The sequence below is a fragment of the Pseudomonas sp. GW821-FHT11G12 genome (assembly GCF_058808055.1).
Genome location: NZ_JBXARH010000005.1, coordinates 156,151 through 181,705 on the forward strand (window position 1 = coordinate 156,151; position 25,555 = coordinate 181,705).

Consider the following 25,555-nt stretch of genomic DNA (forward strand, 5'->3'; position numbering starts at 1 on the left):
CATGCGAATTCTATTGGTCGAAGACAACCGCGATATCCTGGCCAACCTGGCCGATTACCTGGGCCTGAAGGGCTATACCGTCGATTGCGCCCAGGACGGTCTGTCGGGCCTGCATCTGGCGGCTACCGAGCACTATGACCTGATCGTGCTCGACATCATGTTGCCCGGCATCGACGGCTACACCCTGTGCAAACGCCTGCGCGAAGATGCGCGCCGCGACACGCCGGTGATCATGCTCACCGCCCGCGACCAACTCGACGATCGCCTGCAGGGCTTCAAGTCCGGGGCTGACGATTACCTGGTCAAACCCTTTGCGTTGTCGGAACTGGCCGCGCGGGTCGAAGCCGTGATGCGCCGGACCCAGGGCGGCGGTCGCCGTTCCCTGCAGGTCGGTGATCTGAGCTACGACCTCGACACGCTCGAAGTGACCCGCGAAGGCAAACTGCTCAAGCTCAACCCGGTCGGCCTCAAGTTGCTCGCGGTGCTGATGCAGAAGAGCCCGCATGTACTGCGTCGGGAAATTCTCGAAGAAGCCCTGTGGGGCGATGACTGCCCGGACAGCGACAGCCTGCGCAGCCACGTCCACCAATTGCGTCAGGTGATCGACAAGCCGTTCGCCAAACCACTGCTGCACACCGTGCACGGCGTGGGTTATCGCTTGGCCGAGGGCCGCGATGGAGTTTAAGCAAAGCCTTGCCCAGCGGATCATCATCGCCTTTGCGCTGATGAGCGCACTGGTGGCAGGGGCCTTCGCCATGGGCATCGTCGCGACCGTGCACCTGGTGGAAGAAAAACTGATTTCCGCAGGACTGGGCGGCGACTTGCAGCGCCTGTTGTTGATGGACAACGTCTCGGACTGGAGCCATCGGCCGGAGCCGGATCAACTGTTCTATTTCAGCGGCGGCCCGGGTGACTTCGAGCTGCCCAAGGATCTGCGACATCTGGATTCCGGGTTCCACGAAGTCTTCCGCGAGCAGCTGTCGTATCACGCGATGGTCGAAATCGTCGACGGCCGGCGCTATGTGCTGCTGCAGGATCAAAGCGATTTCGAAGAGCGTGAGCGCGTACTGTTTGCCGTGGTGCTGGTGGGCTTCGTGCTCAGTCTGGCGCTGGCGGTTTTCCTCGGCTGGGTGCTGGCACGCAAGGTGATGGCGCCGGTGGTCCGGCTGGCGCGTCAGGTGCGTCATCGCGATCAGTTGCTGGGACTCGCACCGCCGCTGGCGCCGGACTACGCCGCCGATGAAGTGGGTGAACTGGCGGTGGCATTCGATGCGACGCTGGGGCGTTTGCGTCAGGCGCTGACGCGTGAGCGGCTGTTCACCAGTGACGTCAGCCATGAATTGCGTACACCGCTGATGGTGCTGGCCAGTTCCTGTGAGCTGCTGCTGGAAAACCCGGGCATCGATCAGCGCGGCCGCGCCCAGGTCGAACGCATCGCCCGTGCCAGCGAAGAAATGCGCGAACTGGTGCAGACTTTCCTGATGCTGGCCCGTGCCCAGCGCGAAGATGCGGGGGCCGCGCCCCAGCACAATCTCGGCCAGGTGGCGGACAATCTGTTGGGCCTGTGGCGCGAGCCGATCGAGTCGAAGGGCCTGAATCTGATTTTCGAACCGGGCAACCCGCCGGAAACCCGTTACAACGCCACCCTGCTCAATGCCGTGATGGGCAACCTGCTGCGTAATGCGTTGCACTACACCGAGCATGGCTTCATTCGGCTGACGCTCAATGACAACGGCTTTGTGGTCGAGGACTCGGGCGTGGGCATTCCCGAGGAGAAACGCGAGGCGATGTTCCAGCCCTTCGTACGGGGCAGCGAAAAGCGTGGAGAGGGTCTGGGGCTCGGTCTGTCATTGGTACAGCGCATCTGCGAGAACCAGGGCTGGAGTGTCACATTGAGTACGATGGAGCCCAATGGCTGCCGTTTCGAAGTAGATCTTGGCAAGCGCTGAATCCCTCCCGGGCGACGTAAAAAAGCTGCCAACCTGAACGAATCCTGTATAACCTTGAAATAGTTCGGGGGTTTACGCGACGTTTTTTTCACAAAGGGATGACCTGACGCTGACACTCCCGTGCCTAAGGTGGAGCTATCAGCATTCAGGAGTCCCGACGATGGCCGGCCCGATCAAACTCGATTTTTCCGAAAAGTACGACGACAACCACGCGCAAAAATACCTGCGCAAGCATCAGGATGGTCTGGGGCGTCGTTTGTCCAACTGGCGAGATCAGCAGTTGGCTCGCAAGGCACTGACCCTGGTCGGTGAGCCTGGGCTGGTGCTGGATCTGCCGTGCGGTGCCGGGCGTTTCTGGCCACTGCTGGCAGAAAAGCCCAATCGGGTGATCATCGGGGCAGACAATTCCGAGTCGATGATCAAGACGGCGATGCAGGCCCAACCGGCGGATGTGGTGAAACGGGTACAACCCTTGCACACTTCGGCGTTCGACATTGCGTTGCCTGACAACTCCGTGGACAGCATTTTCTGCATGCGTCTGCTGCACCACATCGGCGAGGCCGAGCATCGGCAGACGATTTTGCGTGAGTTCGAACGCGTTACCCGGGACAGTGTGATCATTTCGTTGTGGGTAGATGGCAATTTCAAGGCCTGGAAACGCAAGCGCGCCGAGAAAAAACGCGGGCAGGAAGGTTACCAGAATCGATTTGTGCTACCGGCCGCTACGGTTGAAAAGGAATTCGAAGAGGCAGGATTCAGGATCCAGGAACAACTGGACTTTATTCCGCTCTATGCCATGTGGCGAGTTTACGTACTACGCAAGAGGTAAGAGGATGGCAGTGCAATTTGCAGCAGAAACGGGAGTCGCTCCCCAGGATCGCTTTGACTACTACTGGAACCAGCGCGGTGAATGGGTGGAAGAACCCAACGTGCGTCGTGGTGGTGAAAGTGGTGTACAGCGGGTGGTGGGGCGCGATGGTCAACTGCTGTATGCCAAACGCCAGACAGGCCATATCTATCGCAGTTGGCTGCACCCGTTCGGGCGACCGACTGTTTTGCGTGAACTGGATGCACTGACCGGTGTAACCAAGCTCGGCGTCCGGGTACCGGAAATTGTCTTTTGCGGTGCTCAGCCTGACCCGCAGCACAAGTGGCGGGCGTTGCTGGTCACCAAGTCGCTGGACGGCTTTCAGGAGCTTGAACAGTGGGAAGCGGCAGGCGGCCGCGAGCAGTACGGTGAAGCGGTGTATGAGCGTGTACTCAAGGATCTCGCGGAGAACCTGGCTCGCATGCACAAGGGTCGCTGGCAGCACAGCTGCATTTACATCAAGCACGTATTTGTCCGCGTCACCGGCGAGGGTGAGTCAGCCAAAGTCGAAGTGGCCCTGATCGATCTGGAAAAGTGCCGTCAACGCCTGACCGCTCATCGCGCGGCCTCCCATGACATGAAACAATTGCGCCGCCACTCGTCGTTCAGCCCTACGGACTGGAAGAAACTCGTCTATTTTTATGAGACGGCGTTTGGCAGCGCTATCAAAGGTTTATAGCGATGAAACTAGAAATTGCGCGAGGTTTGTTTTTGGTAGGAGCCTTGGCAGTTGCATCTTTGGCGGTGGCGGCCTGGGAACAGCCACGCATGCAAGTGATCGGGGCATCGACCAACGATGCCCATTGTCCGATGCCGCGGGTGGCGAAAGCCTCCGTGGCAACCAAGCCCGACCATGATTTGCTGCTGTTCATGTTCGGACTTTCTCAAGGGATGAGGCCGCAGAGTTGAAACGTCTACAAGAGCCAAAGGCCTCGCACATGCGAGGCCTTTTTTATGCTTGCGTGGAAGCGGCGGTCAGGTGGAGGGTTTGGGATCGGGTTTGGCCAGCACGGTGTAGACGCAGGGCAAGACGAACAACGTAAACAACGTCCCGATCGACATCCCGGTGGCAATCACCGTCCCGATATCGAAGCGGCTCACCGCTCCCGCGCCACTGGCGAGGATCAACGGCACCATGCCGAACACCATGGCAGCGGTGGTCATCAGGACAGGTCGCAAGCGAATCGCCGCCGCTTCCTCGACCGCTTCACGGGGCGTCAGGCCCTTTTCCTTGCGCAGTTGATTGGCAAATTCGACGATCAGGATCCCGTGTTTACTGATCAGGCCGATCAGTGTCACGAGCCCGACCTGGGTGTAGATGTTCATGCTCGAGCAGCCGAGGAACAGCGGAATCAGCGCCCCGCAAATCGACAGCGGTACGGTCACCAGGATCACCAGCGGGTCGCGGAAACTCTCGAACTGCGCCGCCAGCACCAGGAAAATGATTGCCAGCGCCAACGCGAAGGTGACCCACAGCGCGCTGCCTTCCTGTACGAACTGCCGTGAAGCGCCGCCGTAATCGAAAGCAAAACCGGCGGGTGCCTCTTCCCGGGCGATCTGCACCACGCTGTCGATGGCCTCGCCCATGCTGACCAGTGGGAACCCGGACAGCTTCGCCGCATTGAGCTGCTGGAACTGGTTGAGCTGTCGCGGTCGTGCCCGGTCGGTCACGGTGATCAGGGTCGAGAGCGGCAGCAACTCGCCCTGGGTGTTTTTCACGTAGTAATTGTTCAGCCAGTCCGGGTTGTCGCGATAGGCCCGTTCAACCTGGGCGATGACCTTGTAACTGCGACCCTCGATGGTGAAGCGGTTTATCTCCGCTTCGCCAAGCAGGGTGGCGAGGGTGCCGCCCAGATCCTGCATCGACACGCCCATCTGCGCCGCCTTGGCGCGGTCGATATCGACCACCACCTCCGGTTTGTCGAAGGCCAGGTCAAGGTCGACGAACGCGAACTTGCCCGACTCCATCGCACGCTTCTTGATCCGGTCAGCCACCTGCAGCAACAGCTCGTAGTCATTGGCCGTGTTGATCACGAATTCGAACGGAAGACCCTCGCCGGTGCCGGGCAGGGAAGGCAGGTTGAAGCCGAAGATCTGCAACCCCGGGATGTTGCCGAGTTTGCCCTGCACCTCGGGAAGAATCTGCATCTGTGTACGGCTGCGCTCGTTCCACGGTTTGAGCAGGAAACCGCCGATACCGGTCTGTACACCGTTGTAGCCGTTGATCTGGAACGAGGAGTAGTACTCCGGGAATTCCTTGAAGATCTTCACGAACTCGTCGGTGTAGGTGTTCAGGTAATCGAGGTTGGTCGGTTGCGGCGCGTTGGCCATCATGAAAATGATGCCTTGGTCTTCATCCGGCGCCAGTTCCGATTTGGTGAACTTGAGCAGTACCGGAATCAGGCACAGCACGATCACTGCGAACACCAGCACCACTGGCCGGGTGTTGAGGGTGCCGTGGAGCATGCTCTGATAGCGTCGCTTGAGGTTTTCGAAGATCCGGTCGAGGCGGTGGGCAAGTCCGCTGGGGTTTTCTTCATGTCGCAACAGAAAGGCACACATCATCGGTGACAGGGTCAGGGCGACGATGCCGGAAATCACCACGGCCCCGGCCAGGGTCAACGCGAACTCCTTGAAGAGTGCCCCGGTCAGCCCGGTGAGGAAACCGATCGGCGCATACACCGCTGCCAGGGTGATGGTCATCGAGACCACCGGCATCGCGATTTCCCGGGCGCCCTCAAGTGCGGCGTCCAGCGGTGTCTTGCCTTCTTCGATATGTCGGTGGATGTTTTCCACCACGACGATGGCATCGTCCACCACCAGACCGATCGCCAGCACCATCGCCAGCAGGGTCAGCAGATTGATCGAGTAGCCCATCATCTGCATGAAGAACATCACGCCGATCATCGACAGCGGAATGGTCACCACCGGGATCACCACCGAACGCAGCGCGCCGAGGAACAGGAACACCACCACGATCACGATCAGCACCGCTTCGAACAGGGTTTTCACCACTTCGTCGATGGAGGCCTGGATGAACAGCGTCGCGTCGTAGGCGATCTCGCTCTTGAGGTTGGGCGGCAACTGGGCCTCCAGCTCCGGCATGATCTTGCGCACTTCCTTGATCACGTCGAGCGGGTTGGCGCCGGGCGTCGCCTTGATCCCGATGTACACCGAGGGTGTGCCACCGAAGGAGCTGATGGAGTTGTAGTTCTCCGCCCCCATTTCCACCCGCGCCACATCGCTGAGCAGCACACGGCTGTCACCACTGACCTTGAGCGGAATCTTGCCGAAGGCCTCGGCCGACTTCAGTTCGGTGTTGGCGTTGATACTGGTGACCACGTACTCGCCTTTTACCTCGCCGGCGGCGGAGAGGAAGTTGTACTGGCGCACCGCGTTGCTCACGTCGCTGGCGCTGAGGCCGAAACCGGCGAGTTTCACCGGGTCGATCCACAGGCGCATGGCGAACACCTGGTTACCCAGAATCTCGGCTTCGGCCATGCCTGGCAGCGTCGCCAGTTTTGGCTGGATCACCCGGGACAGGTAGTCAGTGATCTGCGGGTTGCTCAGTTCCTTGCTGAAGAAGCTGATGTACATCAGTGCCGAGGCATCGGCGGCTTCCTTGCTCAGTACCGGGTCTTCGGCATCCTGTGGCAGTTTGTTTTTCACCTCGTTGGCCTTGGCCAGCAGTTCGGTGAACAAGCGGTCGCTGTTGGAACCGATGCGTGCGTAGATCGAAATCACCGAGAAGTTCTGCCGGCTGACCGAGGTCATGTAGTCGATGCCCTCGGCGCTCGCCAGGCTCTGCTGCATCGGCTGGGTGATGTAGCCCTGGATGGTTTCGGCGTTGGCCCCGGGGTAGGCGGTGGTCACCGTGATCAGGGCGTTTTCCATTTGCGGGTACTGGCGCAGCGGCAGCTTGCTCCAGGCCTGGAAGCCCAGCAGCACAATCAGCAGGCTGACCACGGTGGCGAGCACCGGGCGGCGAATGAACGGATCGGTAAAGGCCATGAGGATTCCTTGATCAGTCAGCGCGGCGCGGACTGTTCTGCTCGCCGAGGGTCTTGTCGTCGCTGATGGCGATGTGCGCGCCGTTGTCCAGTTTGATCTGGCCGGCCGTCACCACTTGTTCGCCGCTCTGCACGCCCTTGTTGATCATCACCAGCCCCTCGCGGCGCTCACCGGTTTCAATGAAACGGCGCTCGGCGATCAGTACCGGTTGGCCCTTGTCGTCTTTCTCGACACCGCCGTCTTCGGCTTTCTTCTGCCCGACCACGTAGATCGAGTTGCCGTAAAGGGTGTAGGTGATCGCGCTTTCCGGCACGACGATGTGCTTCTGCGGGTCCGGCAGCAGCACTTCAAGGCTGGCGAACATGCCCGGCAGCAACTTGCCGTCGGGATTGTCCAGCGTCGCGCGGACCAGAATGTTGCGGGTGGTGCTTTCGACAATCGGGTTGATCGCGCTGATCGCGCCAGGGAAGTTCTGCCCGGGATAGGCGGCAACCGAAATCTGCACTGGCTGACCGATGGCCAGCTTCGGCACAGATTGCTCAGGCACATAGAAGTCGGCGTAGAGGCTGCTCAGATCCTGCAGGGTGGCGATTTTCGTGCCGCTGGCGAGATAGTCACCGACGTCGACCTGACGGATGCCGATGGTGCCGCTGAACGGTGCGGAAATGCGTTTTTTTGCCAGCGATGCATTGAGCTGATTGACCGTGGCCTTGTTCTTTTGCAGGACCGCCGAGAGTCGGTCGTACTCGCCTTTTGAAATGGCACTGCTGCCAACCAGCTGGCTGCCGCGGCCGAAGTCCAGTTGCGCCAGACCGAGGTCGGCCTTGGCGGTTTCCAGCAGTGCGGATTCGACGGCGCTGTCGAGTTGCAGCAACGGTTGCCCGGCCTTGACCTTCTGGCCTGATTCGAACTTGAGTTCGGTCACGGTGCCGGCGACTTCCAGGCTCAGCTCGACACCCTGCAGCGCCTTGAGCGTGCCGACGGTAGGCAGGCGCATCTGCCACGGGCGCTCGGCGGCGGTGGCCACGGCGACGCTGATCGGCGGCTTCGGTTTGGCAAAGCCCTGGATCATCGTGTAGATCGAGAAGGCCTTGTAACCGGCGAGGAGCAGAACGATCAGCAGTACAACACCCAACATGATCAGCATGCGGCGACGCAGCATATTCCAGTTCCTTGGAGAAAATCAGGCGAGACAGGCGGGCACATTACCCCGACTCCGGCAGGGATTCCAACTGCCAGTTTTTACAGGGTGTGATGGAGGAAGGTGTAGAAAAGCGGTGCCGCCGACCGAGCGGTCGGCGGCGAATTTCAGGCCATCAGATGAAGATGGTTGTCCCAGAGCCCTGCGGGCAAATCCAGCGGTTTGGCCAGCAGTTCGTCCTGGCGGCAATCGTAATAGCGGCAACGTCCTTGCCCCGAGGTCACGACAAAACCGTCCTTCACCGCACCGACACCGGCGCAGTCGGGTAACGGTGCATCGAGGCGTACTTCGCCGCTGTCCAGATCCCAGATGAAGAAGCGGTTGCCACGCGGTGCGGTCAGCGCCACCAGACGCAGGTCGCTGTGGACGGCGACGCTGGCGGTGTAATGACCCATCGACTGCAACTGATGCTCCGGCACCGGGAACGCCACGAACGGCTGGCCCGGACGTTTGATCGCCAGTAACTCGGAACGCTCCTGGGAAGGCCCCATGAATTGCTGGCCGGCGACGATGGTGCCGTCGCTGGCGATCCCCAGGTGCCGCACGCTGTTCATCGACTGAGCGAGGGTTTCCTTGCTCAGCAGGGTGCCGTCGCGCTGCATCAGGACCAGGCTCGGTTCCATGGCGTCGAGGTTCATGTCGACCCGGCTTTCGGCTTCGGTGCGGATCCCGCCGTTGGCCACCACCAGGGTTTCACCGTCGGGCATCCACGACACTTGATGCGGGCCGAGACCGTGGGTGGAAATCTCGCCGCTGTGCACCAGCCGTTCACCCTCGAACTTGTACACCCCGAGCAGGCCGCGGCCCGGATCGGTGGTGTCGTTCTCGGTGGCGTACAGGTAGTCGCCGCTGTGGTGGATCACCGCGTGGCCGTAGAAGTGCCGGTTCGGCTGCGAGGTCACGGTTTGCAGCAAGGCACCGTCGCGCAGGTCGATCAGGTAGCTTTCGGTGCCCGGACGCCGGGCGACGAACAGCGCAATCGGCAGTGTCGGGTGATTGATGATGTCGTGGCAGCGCTGGCCGACTTCGGTGGCGAACACTCGCGTGCCGTCCAGCCGATAGCCGACGGCGTAGTGCTTGCCGTCGGTGTCGTCCCGCGCCGACAGCAGCAGCGGGCTCTGATCCTTGCGCTTGAACAGCGTCCAGCCGCCCAGTGTCACTGCTCCCAGCAGCAAACTACCTAAAGTCAGAGCCTGGCGTCGCAGCATGGCACTTGCCCTCATCAGTCACCGTCGTTGGCGTTGAAGCCCAGTTGGATGCCCAGCGCCTTGGCCAGTTCGCCTTCGTGCAGGCGATGGACGACGTTGAGGCTGTCGTAGATGTCGTTGAGTTGCTGGCGACCGGCGTCGTCTTCGAGCATTTCGGTCAGCGAGCGCTGGGTGCTGCCGAACAGTTTGAGCGAGGCTGCGTAAGCGGCGTCGATCTTGTCCGCCAATGGTTTCTGCTCAGCTGGCAGCAAGCCGCGCAGGCCTTTGTTGTCGACGCCTTCCCAAACGGTCTTGGCGGCGGCGAGGCTGGCTTCCATGGCCGTCAGAGACGACTGGCTGCGCCACGCGTCGGCCTGGAACGGTTGCGGCACGCCTTTGCTCTGGCGGCCCATTGGCGTACCGAGCTTTTTCTTCAGGGTGTCGAGGGCGGTGACCTGTACCCGCAGCAGATCAGCGATCGCTTCGTGGGAGTCGGCGTAGCGCTGGTTCGGGAACTTGCTCATCTGCGCAAGCATGCCGTCGGTGTTGTTCCAGCTGCTGAGGATCTCTTCGGCCAGGAGTTTCTGGCGCTCGCCAATGGCCACCAGCAGCGGGCAGTACTTGGCTTTCTGCGCGTCGTTGGCCACGTCAGGCTTGGCGTCGAACAGGATGTACTCGTAGGCCGACAGGCCCTGGACCACGACGCTGGATTTGGCCAATGCAGCGGCATCGATCTGCGGCTGGGCGGTGACCAGTTGCTCGACCTGACGGCCGACCAGGTTTTTCTTGTCCGGCCAGAACTGCACCTGCCACGAGCGGTTGCCCTCGGCCAGTGGACCGATCAGCAGCGGTTGCAGCTCGGCCCAGGCTTTCTGCGCGTGCAGGAAGTCGGCGCGGGCGGTTTCCAGGTTTTCCTTGCCCTGACAGTAGGCGAGGGCGCTGACAGCCAGTTGCTTGTCGGCTTCGACCCAGCGGGTGTAAGTCGGCAGGATCACCGATTTGGCGATGGCGGCGGAGGTGACGGCTTGCGGATCCTGCGGCGAGCACGCGCCGAGGGCCAGTGCGGCAAGGCTGGTGAACAACAGCTTGGGACGGAACATGTCGGGCTCCCGATTCTTTTAAGTGTTTAAAGTGAATTCAAAAACGCCAGCAGCGCGGCACGCTGCTCGGCATTGAAAGACAAAACCTGTTGCTGCGCCGCCTTGGCTTCGCCGCCATGCCAGAGCACAGCTTCGAGCAGGTTGCGGGCGCGGCCGTCGTGCAGAAACTGAGTGTGACCGCTGACCGCCTGCGTCAGGCCGATGCCCCAAAGGGGCGGGGTGCGCCAGTCGCGGCCGCTGGCCTGGAATTCGGTGCGGTTGTCGGCCAGGCCTTCGCCCATGTCATGCAGCAGCAGATCGCTGTACGGGCGAATCACTTGATTGGCCAGTTCAGGTTCGGCCGCGTTGGCGGCAGTGGTGTATTTCGGCGTGTGACAGGACTGGCAACCAGCCTGAAAAAACAGATTCTTGCCGGCCAGCACCTGGGCATCGTTGACGCCCCGGCGTGCGGGAACGGCGAGGTTGCGGCTGTAGAACAGCACCAGGCGCAGGATGTTGTCGCTGACTTCAGGTTCGCCGTCCGGGCCATTGCCGTTCGGCGCCTGTTTGCAGGCGATTTGCGCGTCGGTGCAGTCATCAAACGGTCTCAGGCTCGTGGTGAGGCCCATATCACCAGAAAACGCGTGAACATTTTGTTGATTGAGGTTCGGTTGGCCGGCTTTCCAGCCAAATCGCCCCATGACCGTCTTTTGCTGTGCGTCATCCCAGACCCGGTTGGGCCGGCCGTTGATGCCGTTGTTCTCTTTGGCTTGCGCGGCGGCGTTGGCGAGAATCGCTTCCTCGGGGATCGCTTCGAGCAGACCCAGGCCGATCATCGGTGGCGCAACGCGTGCGGAGAAACGTGTATCCGGGTGCATCGGGCCGTAGCCGAGCTGGGTGATCTGCAAGACCGGCTTGCGCAGCTCGATTTCGGTGCCGTCCTTGAAGCGCACCGGCACTGGCGTGTAGTCGACCCGCACCTTGCCTTCCGGTGCAACGCCGGGCACGGCCATGTCCTGGAACTGCCCACCGTAGACCGGCTCCGGCACCACGCCGACCTGCTCGATCAATCTGGCGTACTGCGGCGCATCGGGAATCGACAGGCGCACCAGCATCGATACGGCGTTGGGCGCATCCGGCGTCGGCGGATGGCCGCGGCCGTCCTTGATGTGGCAGCCCTGGCAGGCGTTGGTGTTGAACAACGGGCCGAGGCCGTCGCGGGCGGTGGTGGTCGACGGTGCGATCACCCAAGGGCTGCGAAAGAAACTGTTGCCGACGCTGAAGTCCACCCGACGCGAGGGCGGAAGATTCGCGGAGGGCAGGGAAAATGAATTCTGATCCGTCTTGCGCACGGTCGCGGCGCCGCCGGAGCGGGCTTCGCCGGGCTCGGCCTTGGTGAAACGCGGGGCGTCATCGCAGGCACTCAGGCCCAGGGCCAGAAACAGTGCGGACAAGCGAAGAGGCAGCGAGGGCATCAGACTTCCTGCAAGAGGGGCGAATTTAAAGGCGCAAAGTCTAACAGGGCGAGGGGGTTTGAATAAGAGGAATTATCGTTTGCTTGATACACGTCAGGTCAGCCAGAACGAACAAGGCGACCCGAAGGTCGCCTTGTTCAGTCAGACGCGCTTGATCAGAACTCGTGATCGGCGTTGTCCGGGTTCAGGTCGCTGATACCCAGCTTGCCGGCCGCCGTTTCGATCGAACCGGTCTGCTTGACCAGCGAAGCGATGGCGTCACGAACGATCTGGTTGCCAGCGGTGTTGCCGGCGGCGATCAACTGGTCGTAGTGCTCACCCTTGTTGGCGTGATCGACCATGACCTGGATCTTGGCTTCGGTAGCGGCCAGATCGGCTTTCAGGGCGGTGTCGGCAGCCGGGTCAACCTTGGCCACCAGCGACGACAGGCTGGCGCCGGTCATTTTGGTGCCGTCGACGCGGGTGTACTCGCCCAGGTAAACGTTACGAATGCCTTTGGCATCGTAGAAGTGCGAGTTGTGGGTGTTGTCGCTGAAGCAGTCCTGTTCGTCTTCCGGGGAGTTCGCTTCCAGGGACACCTTCATGCGCTCGCCAGCCAGCTCGCCCAGAGACAGGCTGCCCATGCCGAACAGCATTTTGCGCAGGCCGCTTTCGGCCGGTTCGGCTTCCAGGGTGGCGCGGTAGTTGTCGGCCACGTTCGGCTTCCAGTTGCCGACCATTTCTTCCAGGTCGCTGACCAGCAGTTGGGTCACGGCTTTCAGGTAGGCACGACGACGATCGTTGTGACCGCCGGTGGCGCCAGCGCCTTCCAGGTAATCCGAAGCTGGACGGTTGCCGGCGCCAGGGCCGGTGCCGTTCAGGTCCTGGCCCCAGAGCAGGAATTCGATGGCGTGGTAGCCGGTGGCAACGTTGGCTTCGGAACCGCCCAGCTCGTTCAGGCTGGCGAGTTTTTCCGGAGTGATGTCCTTGACGTCGACCTTGTCTTCGCCGACCTGTACTTCGGTGTTGGCGATGATGTTGGCGGTGGCGCCCGGGTTGCCCAGTGCGTGTTCGTAGGATTTGTCGACGTAGTCGATCAGGCCTTCGTCCAGAGGCCAGGAGTTAACCTGACCTTCCCAGTCGTCGATGATGGTGTTGCCGAAGCGGAACACTTCGCTCTGCAGGTAAGGAACGCGGGCGGCAACCCAGGCTGCACGTGCGGCCTTCAGAGTGTCGGCGTTCGGCTTGGCGAGGAAAGCGTCGATAGCGGTCTGCAGGGTTTTCGCGGTGGATTCGGCATCGCTGTAAACGGCGAAGACCATGTCGGCGTAGTGTGCGACCACAGCCTTGGCAGCGGCCTCGTCGACTTTACCGGCAGTGGCAGGAGCCGCCGGCGCGGCGGTGCTGGCGGCTGGCGTCGGCGCTGCTGGAGCGGCGGCCTTGTCTTTGCCTTCGCCGCAACCGGCGAGGGAAATAGCGATGGCCAGCAGACTGGCGGTAGCCAGAGGCATACGAATCATGGCGAACATCCTGCTTCGGTAATTGAGTGGACAGGCGCGGGGGTGCGCAAAAGCTGCGACATAATGCAAATCTTTCGCATTATGTGTAAAGGGTTGTGGCTGGAAATATTTCCTATTCGCGCGGGGTTTGCGCTGGATCAACGGTGCCGGGCACAAGGCGTGTGGCGGCCCTTGCCGGCAGCGTTCAGAGGATCGCCGCGTTGCTGCGCTGGGCCTGTTTGAGATAAACGCTCAACTCCCGCGCCGGCAGCGGCTTGCTGTAGTGATAGCCCTGACCTTCATGGCAGCCTTCGGAGATGATGTAGGTCTCCTGTTCGGCGGTTTCCACGCCTTCTGCGATCACCTGCATGCCGAGGCTTTTGCCCAGTTGAATGATGGCGCGAACGATGGTCGCGTCATCGTCGTCATCCAGCAGATCCTGGACGAAGCTCTTGTCGATCTTGATCTTGTCCAGCGGCAGACTCTTGAGATAGCTCAGCGAGGAGTAGCCGGTTCCGAAGTCGTCGATGGCGATCAGTGCGCCGGAGCGGCGCAGGCTCAGCAAGTGCTGGGCGGCGGTGCTGATGTCTTCCATCAGGCCGGTTTCGGTGACTTCCAGTTCCAGGCTGCGCGGCGGCAGGCGGTACATCTGCAACAGGTTGTTGACCACCCGGGGCAGCTCGGCGTGGTGCAGTTGCACGGTGGACAGGTTGACCGCCATGCGCAGGTCGACGAAACCCTGATCGTGCCATTCGCGCAGTTGTTTGCAGGCCTGATCCAGCACCCACTCGCCGATGGCGATGATCGTACCGTTCTGTTCGGCCAGCGGAATGAACAGGTCCGGCGGCACCAGCCCGTGCTCCGGATGTTGCCAGCGGATCAGGGCCTCGACACCGACCACGCGGTGATCGCGGTAGCTGATCTGTGGCTGATAGACGAGGTAGAACTGATCCCGCAGCAAGGCATCGCGCAGGTCTTTTTCCAGTTCGCGGCGACGGCGCATCTCGCTGTCGACGCTGGCGATATAGAACTGATAGCGGTTGCGCGAGCGGGTCTTGGCCAGGGTCATGGTCTGCTCGGCTTTCTGCAACAGCTTCTCGGTGCTGTCGCCGTCCTCCGGGAACAGGGTGATGCCGATGGTGGCGCGCAGGCGGATTTCCTGATGGTCGAGGGCGAATGCCGCTTCCAGATCATCGAGGATGCTTTGCGCCAGTTCCGCCGCTTCGTAAGGTTGTTCGATGTCGGCCTGTACCAGGGCGAACTGGTCGCCACCCAGGCGGGCGAGGGCGCCGAGACGGCCGCTGTGGGCGCGCAGGCGATCAGCGAGGGCCAACAGCAATTGGTCGCCGGTCTGGTAGCTGAATTGTTCGTTGATGCCCTTGAAGTCATCCAGCCCGACGCACAACACCGCGACCCGGCGCTGCAGCTTGCCGGCGTCCACCAGAATCTTGTCCAGCTGTTGCTGCAGTTGCTGACGGTTCGGCAGGCCGGTGAGGAAATCGTACTGGGCCATGCGCAGCAGACTGTTCTCCGCTTCGTGGCGCAGATGGGTGTTGCGTTCGATGGATTCGAGCAACTGGTTGGCGGTGTTGATCCAGATGCCGAGTTCGTTCTTCTCGTGGCCCTTGAGCTGTGGAATCTTGTGTTCGCTGGGGCGGTCCGGGTTGATTTCCGTGAGGTGCTCGATGATCCGCGACAGCGGCTTGGTCAGCAGCCAGTGATAGACCAGATACAGCACCAGGCCCATGGCCAGGGCGCGCAATACGCCGGAAATGAAGATGATCACTGAACTGACGATGAAACCCTGACCGTAGGTGGCGGTGTCGAGGGTGATGCTCAGGTCGCCGTAATATTCGCTGTAGGGGCCGCGACCCACGAGTTGGGTGGTGAACGTGCGCTCCTGTCCGAGAATCAGGTCGGTCAGCCAGCGGCTGTTGGAATGCTGCAATTCACGGGATTTCTGCGCGAGCATCGCTTCGTTGGGATGCCCGATGGAGGCCTGGCGCACGGCATCGTCCTGGAACAGGCCTTCGATCACCTGCATGCCCATCTCCCGGTCCAGGCTGTAGACGGCCTGGGTTGAAGGATCGCGGAACATGTCGAGGATGCGTTCGGCATCGCCGGCGACGGCCTGGCGTGTTTTATAGGCATCGAAAACGATCTGCGCGCAGCTCAAGACCACGCCGACGATCAATGCCGACAGGAGCACGACCCGGAGCAACTTCACCGACAAGCTGTTCTTGAGTTCCAGCTTCAAAGGGTTATTCCTTGTTCCGTGCGGGTAGCGTCAAGTTGCCATGAGTATTGGCAATCCCGTGTTGGCAGTCAAAGGGACAATCGAGCCGCGGAAAATTTGTCCGTGGCCTTGGCCGAAATGCTGCTGCCTGGAGTATTTGCCCTGGTTGTACTGTGTCGGTAGTTTTGGCCTCCAACTTGAGGGGCGTCGGACATTTTTTCCTCTGTTTGATGTTAGTCCGCTGTGGCTCGGGAGCAAGGGGACAAGGGCTGCTTTGCGTGTGGGAAATGGCCCTGTTTGCGATCAGATTCACCTTCGTGTTTTTCGCAGGCATAAAAAAACCCGGCAATAGCCGGGTTTTTTGTCTGGCGCGCAGCTTAAGCGGTGAAGGTCTTGCCTTCGAACTGCTCGGCCACGAACTTCCAGTTGACCAGGTTCCAGAACGCCTCGACGTACTTAGGACGCAGGTTACGGTAGTCGATGTAGTAAGCGTGTTCCCAGACGTCGCAGGTCAGCAGCGGGGTGTCGCCGCTGGTCAGCGGGTTGCCGGCGCCGATGGTGCTGGCCAGAGCCAGGGAACCGTCAGCCTTTTTCACCAGCCAGCCCCAGCCGGAACCGAAGGTGCCGATCGAGGTTTTGCTGAACTCTTCCTTGAACTTGTCGAACGAACCGAAAGCCGCGTTGATGGCTTCAGCCAGTGCGCCGGTTGGTTGACCGCCGGCGTTTGGCGCCAGGCAGTTCCAGTAGAAGGTGTGGTTCCAGACCTGAGCGGCGTTGTTGAAGATGCCACCCGAGGAAGTCTTGACGATTTCTTCCAGGGTCTTGCCTTCGAACTCGGTGCCTGGCACCAGGTTGTTCAGGTTCACGACGTAGGTGTTGTGGTGCTTGTCGTGGTGGAATTCCAGGGTTTCCTTGGAAATGTGCGGCTGCAGGGCATCGTGTGCGTAAGGCAGCGGCGGCAATTCGAAAGCCATGATGATTCTCCTAATCAGGTCTGTTGCGGTGAGCGCAAGGCCGATCACGGGCGGCCAGAAATGCACCGGCGAGTTTTTACTCTTTGCGGCGCAGGGTTCGGATCATAGCACCGGGGGTGCGGCATAACCACGCAACAACTGTGTGGGATAGAGGTTCCAGAGCCGTTTGGAATAATCACGAGGCCAGAATGAGCTGACCCGCCACCGTGAACATCATCACCGCCACCAACAGATCGAGAATTCGCCACGTACCCGGCCGTGCCAGCCACGGTGCCAGCCATGCCGCGCCGAACGCCAGAGTGAAAAACCACAGCAGCGAAGCGCTCGCCGCGCCCACGACATAAGCGCCGGGCACCGATTGTTGCGCGCCAAGGGAGCCGATCAGCAGCACGGTGTCCAGATAGACGTGCGGGTTGAGCAAGGTTACCGCCAGTGCGCTGAGCATCACCGCGCGCAATGAACGCACGGTCTGGTTTTCACCCTGTTGCAGGCTCTGTTTCGAGAACGCCCGGCGCAACGCCTGGCTGCCGTACCAGATCAGGAACACTGCACCGCCCCAGCGGGCAACCGCCAGCAACGTCGGGTTCTGCGCCAGCACTGTGGCCAGACCGAACACGCCCGCCGCCACCAGCAGCGCATCGCAGGCGACGCACAGCGCGGCGACCGGCAGGTGATGCTCGCGACGCAGACTCTGGGCCAGTACAAAAGCATTCTGGGTGCCGATCGCCATGATCAGCCCGAAGGCCACCAGCAAACCGTTGGTATAGCTTTGCCACATGACAATTACTCCGCGTTGGCTGCGAGATCGCGCAGCACTTGCATGGCGCGTTCGGCGTCGGCCTGACCGACGAACAAATGGTCGTGGTAGTAGCCGGCAATCACGTTGCAGCTGATACCGGCCTTGCCCAGTGCGGTGGCGAATGCGGCGGTCAGGCCGACGGCTTCCAGCGCCGAATGCACGTTCAAGGTGATCCAGGCCGCGACATAGTCGAAGCTGAAACCGGCGCGTTCGGCGTGGGAGCGCTCCAGAATCACCGTCAGGCCTTCCTGTTCGCGGAAACTGCCCACGACCTCCAGACCGCTCGGCAACTGACCGTCGCGCAAGGTGCAGAACACGTATTCGCCGGCATTGAGCTGCGGGCTCATGCTGCGCAGCAGGGTGGTCAAAGAGGTTTCGCCAGCCATGGGGGTGGTCCTTGATAAAGAGTGCTTGCTGGCTATTCTCCGGGCAGACGCTGTATAAGAAAAACCAATAGTGCTGATCGCTCATTAGGAAAACTGATGTTCGACTACAAATTGCTTTCCGCTCTGGCCGCCGTGGTCGAGCAGGCCGGATTCGAACGGGCGGCGCAGGTGCTGGGCCTTTCGCAATCGGCGATTTCCCAGCGGATCAAACTGCTGGAAGCGCGGGTTGGCCAGCCGGTGCTGGTGCGCGGGACGCCGCCATCACCCACCGAGATCGGTCGGCGCCTGCTCAACCATGTGCAGCAGGTGCGCCTGCTCGAACGGGATTTGCAGACGCTGGTGCCGGCGCTGGACGAAGAGGGCCTGCCGGAACGGCTGCGCATCGCGCTGAACGCCGACAGCCTCGCCACCTGGTGGGCCGAGGCGGTGGGCGACTTCTGCGCCGAGCAACATCTGTTGCTGGACCTGATCGTCGAAGACCAGACCGTCGGCCTCAAGCGCATGCGTGCTGGTGAAGTGGCGGCCTGTGTCTGCGCCAGTGAACGGCCGGTGGCGGGCGCCCGCAGTGTGTTGCTCGGGGCGATGCGCTATCGGGCGCTGGCCAGCCCGGCATTCATCGAGCGGCATTTCCCCGACGGCGTGCGGGCCGAACAACTGCCGCGCACCCCGGCGCTGGTGTTCGGTCCGGACGACTTTCTGCAACACCGCTACCTTGCGTCCCTCGGTGTCGATGGTGGTTTCGAACATCATTTGTGTCCGTCATCCGAAGGTTTTATCCGCCTGACCGAAGCCGGGCTCGGCTGGGGACTGGTGCCGGAATTGCAGGTGCGCGAGCAACTGGAACGCGGCGTATTGCGCGAACTGTTGCCAGATAAACCGATCGACGTGCCGTTGTACTGGCATCATTGGCGCAATGGCGGCCAGTTGCTGGGGTTGTTGACCGACCAATTGGTGCGTTCGTCGTCGCAATGGCTGGTGCCGTTGGACTGACGGCCAGCGTCAAGACTCACGAATCAGGCAAAACGAAAGACAGCGGAGCTCTACATGAAAATTCTGGTCACCGGCGCAAGCGGCTTCATTGGCGGACGCTTTGCGCGTTTTGCCCTGGAGCAGGGCCTGGAGGTGCGGGTCAACGGTCGCCGGGCCGAAGGTGTCGAGCATTTGGTGCGTCGCGGCGCCGAGTTCGTTCAGGGCGACCTCAGCGATCCGGAACTGGTGCGTGCGCTCTGCACCGACGTCGAAGCCGTGGTGCATTGCGCCGGCGCCGTCGGGCTGTGGGGACGTTATCAGGACTTTCATCAGGGCAATGTGCAGGTCACCGAAAACGTGGTCGAGGCCTGCCTCAAGCAACGGGTGCGGCGCCTGGTGCACCTGTCGTCACCGTCGATCTATTTTGACGGCCGCGACCACCTCGGCCTGACCGAAGAGCAAGTGCCCAAGCGCTTTAAACACCACTACGCGGCGACCAAGTATCTGGCCGAGCAAAAGGTCTTCGGCGCTCAGGAGTTCGGCCTCGAAACCCTGGCCCTGCGCCCGCGTTTCGTCACCGGCGCCGGGGACATGAGCATTTTTCCGCGTCTGCTGAAGATGCAGCGCAAAGGGCGTCTGGCAATCATCGGCAACGGCCTGAACAAGGTCGACTTCACCAGCGTGCACAACCTCAACGAAGCGTTGTTGAGCAGTCTTCTGGCGGCCGGTTCGGCACTGGGCAAGGCCTACAACATCAGCAACGGTGCCCCGGTGCCGCTGTGGGATGTGGTCAATTACGTGATGCGCAAAATGGAAGTCCCACAGGTCACCAAGTACCGTTCCTACGGGCTGGCCTACAGTGTGGCGGCGCTCAACGAAGGCGCATGCAAACTCTGGCCGGGACGTCCCGAACCGACCCTGTCGCGGCTGGGCATGCAGGTGATGAACAAAAATTTCACCCTCGACATCAGTCGCGCCCGGCATTATCTGGACTACGATCCGAAAGTCAGTCTCTGGACGGCCCTCGATGAGTTCTGTGGCTGGTGGAAGGCCCAGGACATTCGTTGATACGAAGTGCTGAACCCAGCCACGGGTTGGGGGTCAATCCCTGCGGCTGCGGGGTTTATACTGCGCCGCAATCAGCCATTACCGGGTTTCACAAAGGTTGCCTCAATGTCCATGCGTAACGATGCACACGACGACGATTTCGACGATGTTCCGAGCCTGCGCGCCGACACACTCGATGACGACGATTTCCCTACCACCACTCGCACTTCCGTGCATTCGCGCACGCCACCCGTGGTCAAGGTAAAGTCGGCCAGCACCGGGCCATTGTGGGCGCTGGTTGGCGCATTGTTCTTTGCCTTCATCGGTCTGGCCTGGTGGAGTTTCCAGCAGATCTCGCTGATGGAGCAGCAACTGGTGGCGACCCAGGAAAGTTTCGCGCGGATCAGTGAAGAAGCGGCGGGACGCCTGCAGGACATTTCCGGCAAGGTCGTGGCCAGCCAGACCAACGTCAACACCGACAGCGAAGCGCTGAAACTGCAGATCAAACAGTTGCAAAGCGCACTGCAGGATCAGAGCAAACAGCAGCAGGGTGTGGCGGGTCAGGCGACGGATCTGGACAAGCGTCTGGCGCAGATGACCGCCCAGACCACTGAACAGCAGAACGCCAATACCCAGTTGCAGGCCCAGCTCAAAGCCCTGAGTGCAGAGCTGGCAACGCTGAAAAGCACGCCGGCCGACACCAGCAAGGTCGATGCCCAGCTGAAAAGCTTCGATGCACAGGTCAAGGGTTTCGATGCGCAGTTCAAGAGCCTCGGCGCCGACATCACGGCCCTGAAAAAACAAGGCGGGTCGAACGCCGCGATCGATCGTCTGGAACAGGAAATCGTTGTGCTCAAGAGCGAGCAGGATAACCGTCCGGCTTCGGCACAGGGCGGCTCCAGCACCGCCGAGTTCGATGCGTTCCGTGGGCAGATGACCCGCAACCTCAACACCCTGCAGGCGCAGATCCAGAACCTGCAACAGCAGATCAACGCCCGGCCGTGAGCCCCTTCTGTGGCGAGGGCGCGAACGCCCTCGCCACACACCCATCGCAACATTCAGAAGCTTTCTGAATATCCATACCTGCCGTCAGGCCGTCTACGCTCTTGAAACACCAACAAGAACGAGGGATGCGTCATGGGGTTTGTGCAAAAACTGGCCTGGCTCGGCGCGGTGCTGTTGTTGAGTTTCGGACAGGCCAATGCGGCCACGGAAAAGGACGACAGCAAGGCCGCCATCGCCTTGCTGGAAAAGGCTCTGGCCTACTATCACGAGAACGGCGACAAGGCGTTCGCGGCGTTCAGCCGCCAGGGCGAGTTCGTCGACAAGGATCGCTACGTGTTCGTGGTCGATACCAAGGGCGTAATGCTCGCCAGCGGCGGGCCGTCTTCGGCGTTGATCGGCCGGGACGTGAGCGAAGTGCTCGGGCCGGATTTGCAGAAAGCGTTCAAGGACGCGCTGAAAGTGCCGGAAGGCAACGGCATCCAGCAAGCCGAATATCGCTGGCAGAATCAGGCCGACGGCAAGGTCGAGCGCAAGCATGTGTTCTATCAGCGCATCGGTCAGCGGATTCTGGCGGTCGGTTATTACTTGCCGCGAGCATCGGCAGAACAGGCGAAATCATTGCTCGACAAAGCCGCCACTGATTTGACCAAGGACGAAAAGGGCATGCTGATGGCGGTCAACTCGCTCAAAGGCGGTTACCTGCAGGACGACCTTTACGTGTTCGTGGTGGACCTGAAAACGCAACGTTACGTCGCCCATGGCACCAACCTGCGGTTGATCAATACCGACTTCGCCAAGGTCAAGGACCCGGAAGGAAAACCGGTGGGCGAGCCGATTCTGGCGCTGATCGGCAAACAGGATGAGGGCGAGTACGAATATCGCTGGAAGAACCCGGTGACCGGCAAGGTCGAGGACAAACATGCCTACCTGAAGAAGGTCGGGGATTATCTGGTGGCGGTCGGTTATTACAGTGCTTGATCCCAGTGGCTCCCACGCAAGGCGTGGGAGCCATCGGCATCGGTCAGCGGGCGCCGTGTTCACGCCCGCGCAACAGGCGGTTCGGCATGGCAATCGCCGCCGCCAGCCCGAGCAGCGACACCCCGGCGCTGACCATCAGCAAATGCCGGAACGTCACCAGCAACTCGGCACGCAAGGCATTCTGCGCATCGCCGGGTGCCGCGTTCAGGCCATCGAGCAGCACGTTGCCGGAATGACCTTCGCCGATCAGCGATGTACCGGTCAGGTGGGCGAAACTGGAGTCCTGCAACAACGCCAGCAACAGTGCCGACATCAACGCCACGCCCACCGCACCGCCCAAAGAGCGGAACAGGTTGGTGGTGCTGGTGGCGACGCCAATGTCCTTTTGCTCGACCGAGTTCTGCGTGCCGACCAGCGAGGTCGGGAACTGCATGCCCCCGGCGATACCGCTGAGCAACATGAACACACTACTGATCAGCGTCGCATCGGGCGGGCTGAAGGCCATGCCGAGGATCGAGATCGGCATCAGCAGCGCACCGGTGAAAATCTGTGGCTTGTAGCGCCCGGTAATCGACGTGCGACGACCGGCGAAATACGCGCCGATCGGCAAACCCATCGCCAGCGGCAACAAGTGCAGGGCCGCGCTGTCCGCCCCGGCGCCAGTCACGCTCTGGAAGCGCAGCGGCATCAGCACGATCAACGAAATCGCCTGAAAGCTGCAAAAGAAAATCGTGCACCAGCACAGCAGGGCGCTGCGGTTGGTGAACAGGTGCATCGGCAGCAACGGCTCCCGGGCACGTCGCTCATGCCAGACGAACACCGCCAGCACCGCCACTGCACAAGCGAACAGACCGAGGACTTCACTGCTGCGCCACGCATGGCCTTGGCCGACCTGAGTGATCGCCAGCAACAATGCCGTCAGGCCGATGATCATCAGCAGTGTGCCGAGGTAGTCGATGACCGGTTTGCGCTGGGGAATCGGCAGGCCGATCAGATTGCGTCGCGCTACCCAGTAGGCGCCGAGGCCCAGCGGCAGGTTGATCAGGAACACCCAGCGCCATGACAGGTACTCGGTCATGTAACCGCCGAGCACCGGGCCGGCCACGCTGGCCACCGCGTACATGCTGGAGAAGTAACCCTGATAGCGACCACGCTCCCGGGGCGGGACGATGTCGCCGATGATCGCCTGGCTCACCGAAATCATCCCGCCGGCACCGATGCCCTGGAAGATCCGCGCCAGCACCAGTTGCTCCATGCTCTGAGCCATGCCACAGAACAGCGAGGCCAGGGTGAACAGGCCCATGCCGAACAGCATCAGTTTGCGCCGCCCGTACAAGTCACCGAGCTTGCCGTAGATCGGCACCGCCACGGTCATCGCCACCATATAGCCGGAAATCACCCAGGCCAGCAGGCTCACGTCCTTGAATTGCGCGGAGATGGCCGGCATGGAAACCGCGACGATGGTCTGGTCCAGCGCGCCAAGGAAGATCGCCATCATCAGCGCGACCAGCACGCTGCGAATGGCCGGTTTGGGCGTTTCGGGATGGTTGAGATTGGTCACGGGCGAACCTGCGGGCAGTGATTGACCCGCAGGGGCAAGGCGAGCGGGTGGATGCTCGCCAGTGTAAGTCGGTAGCAGGCTATTCGATAGCCTCATAAGGAAGTCCGACGTAATTTTCTGCAATGGTTTTTTGACCGGCCTCTGAACTGACAAAGTAGTCCAGTTCCGAAGCACTGATCCGCTGGCTGAAATCATCGTGTTCGTCGAAACGGTGCAGCATCGAGGTCATCCACCAGGAAAACCGCTCGGCTTTCCACACCCGACGCAGGCAGATTTCCGAATACTTCTCCAGCAAGTCAGCGCGCCCTTCGCGGTAAACCTTCAGCAGAATCCTGAACAGGGTGCTGACGTCGCTGGCCGCCAGGTTCAAACCCTTGGCACCGGTCGGCGGAACGATATGTGCCGCATCCCCCACCAGAAACATCCGCCCGTACTGCATCGGCTCGACCACAAAACTGCGCAGCGGCGCGATGCTCTTTTCAATCGACGGACCGGTCACCAGCTTCTGCGCCAGATCCGCCGGCAGGCGATTGCGCAGTTCATCCCAGAAGCGCTGATCCGACCAGTCGTCGACGTTTTCCTCGGCCGGCACTTGCAGGTAATAGCGGGTGCGGGTCGCCGACCGCATGCTGCACAGGGCGAAGCCGCGCTCGTGACGGGCGTAGACCAGTTCGTCGTGAATCGGTGGTGTGTCGGCGAGTATCCCCAGCCAGCCGAACGGATAAACCCGTTCGAAGACCTTCAGGCATTCCGCCGGGATCGACTGACGGGCCACGCCATGGAAACCGTCGCAACCGGCGATGTAATCGCAATCGACACGCCAGGTTTCGCCGTCCTTTTCAAACGTGACGAAGGCCTCGTCGCTTTTCATGCCACAGGGAGCGACATGGCTGGCTTCGTAGATTGTCTGTCCGCCGGTCTCCCGACGAGCGGCCATCAGGTCGCGGGTGACCTCGGTCTGGCCATAGACCATCACGGTTTTTCCACCGGTCAGCGCCTGCAGATCGATGTGCACCCGACGCCCGTCGAGGGCCAGTTCGAACCCACCGTGGACCAGCCCTTCGACGTCCATCCGCTGACCCACGCCAGCCTCACGCAACAGCTCTACCATGCCCTGTTCAAGGACCCCGGCGCGGATTCGGCCGAGTACATAGTCAGGTGTCTGGCGCTCGATAATCAGGGTGTCGATGCCGGCGTTGTGCAGCAGTTGGCCGAGCAATAATCCGGACGGACCGGCGCCAATGATGGCGACTTGGGTTTTCAGCGTTTTCATTGTTTTTATGACTCGCAAGCTTCACGCGACAACGGCCGGTGAATGATTTTCAGGATTCGAGTGCTTGCATTTTTCCCTTGCGGGTCTGTCAATTGAAGGTGAAAACTGAGCCGATACCTGTACATTCTGCCAATCGGTGCGATTATCGCCCGCAACCTTCGAGGCCTGGATTGAAGTGATGAACAAGCCTGACCTGCCTTCGATTCCGGTGTTCAAGCTCTACGGTGAAAGCCTGGACTGGCCAACCCCTGACTTGCTGCACTGTGAAACCATTTCCAAACGCAGCCGCGAACATCAATGGGAAATCAAACCCCACCGCCACGCCGATTTGTGCCAGTTGCTCTTCGTATTCAAAGGTCAGGCAGAGCTTGAAATCGAAGGCCAACGCACGCAACTGAACGAAACCGCGATCCAGATCCTGCCGCCGTTATCGGTGCATGGTTTCCGTTTTTCCGAGGACGTCGAAGGATTTGTCGTCACCTTGGCCACGCCGTTGATCAACCATTTGCAGGCGCAACTGGGCAGCGCGGTGCAGGCTTTGGCCCAGGCCGAAAGCTACCCGGCGGGCAAGGACGCGGACTACCTCAACAGTCTGTTTGCCGCGTTGCAGGCCGAGTACAACGGTCATCAACCGGCGCGGGAAATGCTCATGCATTCGCTGGTCAGCGTGATCATGGTCTGGGTCAGCCGCCAGGCGATCCACCGCCACAACGCCACGCAACGCCCGCAGCGTCAGCGCGAATACCTTAATGGCTTTATTCAACTGGTAGAGGAGACGTACCGACAGCACGTCAAGGTCGAGGACCTGGCTCATCGCCTGGGGATTTCCGTCTCGCACCTCAACGGCACCTGCCGCGAACTGGCGGGGCAGCCGGCGTTGCAGATCATGCATGAACGTCAGTTGCTGGAAGCCAAGCGTCTGCTGACGTACACCAGCATGACCATCTACGAGATGTCCGACGTGTTGGGTTTTTCCGATCCGACCAACTTCACGCGCCTGTTCCGGCGCCGGGTGGGGATCTCGCCAAAGGCGTTCCGCGACCGCTTGAAGGCCGAGCAGAACGACGACGCCTGACGTC

22 protein-coding genes are annotated in these 25,555 nt (G+C 61.1%); 10 read left to right on the plus strand and 12 right to left on the minus strand.

Annotated features, from left to right (window positions below; all coding sequences use genetic code 11):
* The first annotated feature begins 1 nt into the window (after position 1).
* From colR to AC1RR7_RS17010, 5 genes are all read left to right on the plus strand, one after another.
* Positions 2-685 (plus strand): two-component system response regulator ColR, encoded by a 684-nt coding sequence (gene colR, locus AC1RR7_RS16990; protein WP_065258608.1) that lies wholly within the window; start codon positions 2-4, stop codon positions 683-685.
* Positions 675-1,949, plus strand: a complete 1,275-nt coding sequence (locus AC1RR7_RS16995; RefSeq protein ID WP_102620750.1) for a sensor histidine kinase — start codon at positions 675-677, stop codon at positions 1,947-1,949. The genes colR and AC1RR7_RS16995 overlap by 11 nt, the downstream gene beginning before the upstream one ends.
* Positions 1,950-2,109: 160 nt before the next feature.
* Entirely contained in the window at positions 2,110-2,778 is a 669-nt protein-coding gene (locus AC1RR7_RS17000; protein ID WP_096818423.1) for a class I SAM-dependent methyltransferase, read from the plus strand.
* A 4-nt stretch (positions 2,779-2,782) separates the two neighbouring features.
* Complete coding sequence (locus AC1RR7_RS17005) at positions 2,783-3,496, plus strand: lipopolysaccharide kinase InaA family protein (RefSeq protein WP_096818422.1); 714 nt, start codon at positions 2,783-2,785, stop codon at positions 3,494-3,496.
* A 2-nt stretch (positions 3,497-3,498) separates the two neighbouring features.
* Positions 3,499-3,726, plus strand: a complete 228-nt coding sequence (locus tag AC1RR7_RS17010; RefSeq protein ID WP_102620748.1) for a hypothetical protein — start codon at positions 3,499-3,501, stop codon at positions 3,724-3,726.
* A 66-nt stretch (positions 3,727-3,792) separates the two neighbouring features.
* Here AC1RR7_RS17010 and AC1RR7_RS17015 read toward each other — a convergent pair whose 3' ends face one another.
* The 10 genes from AC1RR7_RS17015 to AC1RR7_RS17060 all read right to left on the minus strand — a co-directional run bounded on the left by AC1RR7_RS17015 (position 3,793) and on the right by AC1RR7_RS17060 (position 17,643).
* A complete protein-coding gene (locus AC1RR7_RS17015) occupies positions 3,793-6,828 on the minus strand; it encodes a multidrug efflux RND transporter permease subunit (protein ID WP_493158036.1) in 3,036 nt (1,011 codons plus the stop codon).
* 13 nt (positions 6,829-6,841) lie between these two features.
* Positions 6,842-7,990: an efflux RND transporter periplasmic adaptor subunit gene (locus AC1RR7_RS17020; RefSeq protein ID WP_493158037.1), complete on the minus strand. Its 1,149-nt coding sequence runs from the start codon at positions 7,988-7,990 to the stop codon at positions 6,842-6,844.
* 146 nt (positions 7,991-8,136) lie between these two features.
* Positions 8,137-9,237, minus strand: a complete 1,101-nt coding sequence (locus AC1RR7_RS17025) for a DUF1513 domain-containing protein (protein ID WP_493158038.1) — start codon at positions 9,235-9,237, stop codon at positions 8,137-8,139.
* 14 nt (positions 9,238-9,251) lie between these two features.
* The gene (locus AC1RR7_RS17030; RefSeq protein WP_192558867.1) at positions 9,252-10,316 is read right to left on the minus strand and encodes an imelysin family protein; all 1,065 of its coding nucleotides are present in this window, start codon (positions 10,314-10,316) and stop codon (positions 9,252-9,254) included.
* A 26-nt stretch (positions 10,317-10,342) separates the two neighbouring features.
* Entirely contained in the window at positions 10,343-11,770 is a 1,428-nt protein-coding gene (locus AC1RR7_RS17035) for a di-heme oxidoreductase family protein (RefSeq protein WP_493072513.1), read from the minus strand.
* A gap of 155 nt (positions 11,771-11,925) precedes the next feature.
* Positions 11,926-13,269: an imelysin family protein gene (locus tag AC1RR7_RS17040; protein ID WP_096818411.1), complete on the minus strand. Its 1,344-nt coding sequence runs from the start codon at positions 13,267-13,269 to the stop codon at positions 11,926-11,928.
* 184 nt (positions 13,270-13,453) lie between these two features.
* On the minus strand, positions 13,454-15,505 hold the full coding sequence (locus AC1RR7_RS17045; protein WP_102620744.1) for a putative bifunctional diguanylate cyclase/phosphodiesterase: 2,052 nt from the start codon (positions 15,503-15,505) through the stop codon (positions 13,454-13,456).
* A gap of 356 nt (positions 15,506-15,861) precedes the next feature.
* A complete protein-coding gene (locus AC1RR7_RS17050; protein ID WP_003227660.1) occupies positions 15,862-16,458 on the minus strand; it encodes a superoxide dismutase in 597 nt (198 codons plus the stop codon).
* A gap of 175 nt (positions 16,459-16,633) precedes the next feature.
* A complete protein-coding gene (locus AC1RR7_RS17055; RefSeq protein ID WP_085709557.1) occupies positions 16,634-17,236 on the minus strand; it encodes a LysE/ArgO family amino acid transporter in 603 nt (200 codons plus the stop codon).
* 5 nt (positions 17,237-17,241) lie between these two features.
* Entirely contained in the window at positions 17,242-17,643 is a 402-nt protein-coding gene (locus tag AC1RR7_RS17060) for an ACT domain-containing protein (RefSeq protein ID WP_007953258.1), read from the minus strand.
* A 96-nt stretch (positions 17,644-17,739) separates the two neighbouring features.
* Here AC1RR7_RS17060 and AC1RR7_RS17065 point away from each other — a divergent pair, with 96 nt between their 5' ends.
* The 4 genes from AC1RR7_RS17065 to AC1RR7_RS17080 all read left to right on the plus strand — a co-directional run bounded on the left by AC1RR7_RS17065 (position 17,740) and on the right by AC1RR7_RS17080 (position 21,642).
* Positions 17,740-18,633, plus strand: coding sequence for a LysR family transcriptional regulator ArgP (locus AC1RR7_RS17065; protein ID WP_096818404.1), 894 nt, complete (start codon positions 17,740-17,742; stop codon positions 18,631-18,633).
* 54 nt (positions 18,634-18,687) lie between these two features.
* Positions 18,688-19,680: an NAD-dependent epimerase/dehydratase family protein gene (locus tag AC1RR7_RS17070; RefSeq protein WP_493158039.1), complete on the plus strand. Its 993-nt coding sequence runs from the start codon at positions 18,688-18,690 to the stop codon at positions 19,678-19,680.
* Positions 19,681-19,785: 105 nt separating this feature from the next.
* The gene (locus AC1RR7_RS17075; RefSeq protein WP_493158040.1) at positions 19,786-20,664 is read left to right on the plus strand and encodes an ATPase; all 879 of its coding nucleotides are present in this window, start codon (positions 19,786-19,788) and stop codon (positions 20,662-20,664) included.
* Between the two features lie 132 nt (positions 20,665-20,796).
* Positions 20,797-21,642: a cache domain-containing protein gene (locus tag AC1RR7_RS17080; protein ID WP_493158041.1), complete on the plus strand. Its 846-nt coding sequence runs from the start codon at positions 20,797-20,799 to the stop codon at positions 21,640-21,642.
* A 43-nt stretch (positions 21,643-21,685) separates the two neighbouring features.
* Here AC1RR7_RS17080 and AC1RR7_RS17085 read toward each other — a convergent pair whose 3' ends face one another.
* The gene (locus AC1RR7_RS17085) at positions 21,686-23,203 is read right to left on the minus strand and encodes an MDR family MFS transporter (protein WP_493158042.1); all 1,518 of its coding nucleotides are present in this window, start codon (positions 23,201-23,203) and stop codon (positions 21,686-21,688) included.
* A 79-nt stretch (positions 23,204-23,282) separates the two neighbouring features.
* Positions 23,283-24,476, minus strand: a complete 1,194-nt coding sequence (pobA, locus tag AC1RR7_RS17090; protein ID WP_493158043.1) for a 4-hydroxybenzoate 3-monooxygenase — start codon at positions 24,474-24,476, stop codon at positions 23,283-23,285.
* Positions 24,477-24,654: 178 nt separating this feature from the next.
* On the opposite strand from pobA, the gene AC1RR7_RS17095 reads away from it, so the two are divergent.
* Complete coding sequence (locus AC1RR7_RS17095; RefSeq protein ID WP_096818393.1) at positions 24,655-25,551, plus strand: helix-turn-helix domain-containing protein; 897 nt, start codon at positions 24,655-24,657, stop codon at positions 25,549-25,551.
* Positions 25,552-25,555: the final 4 nt, after the last annotated feature.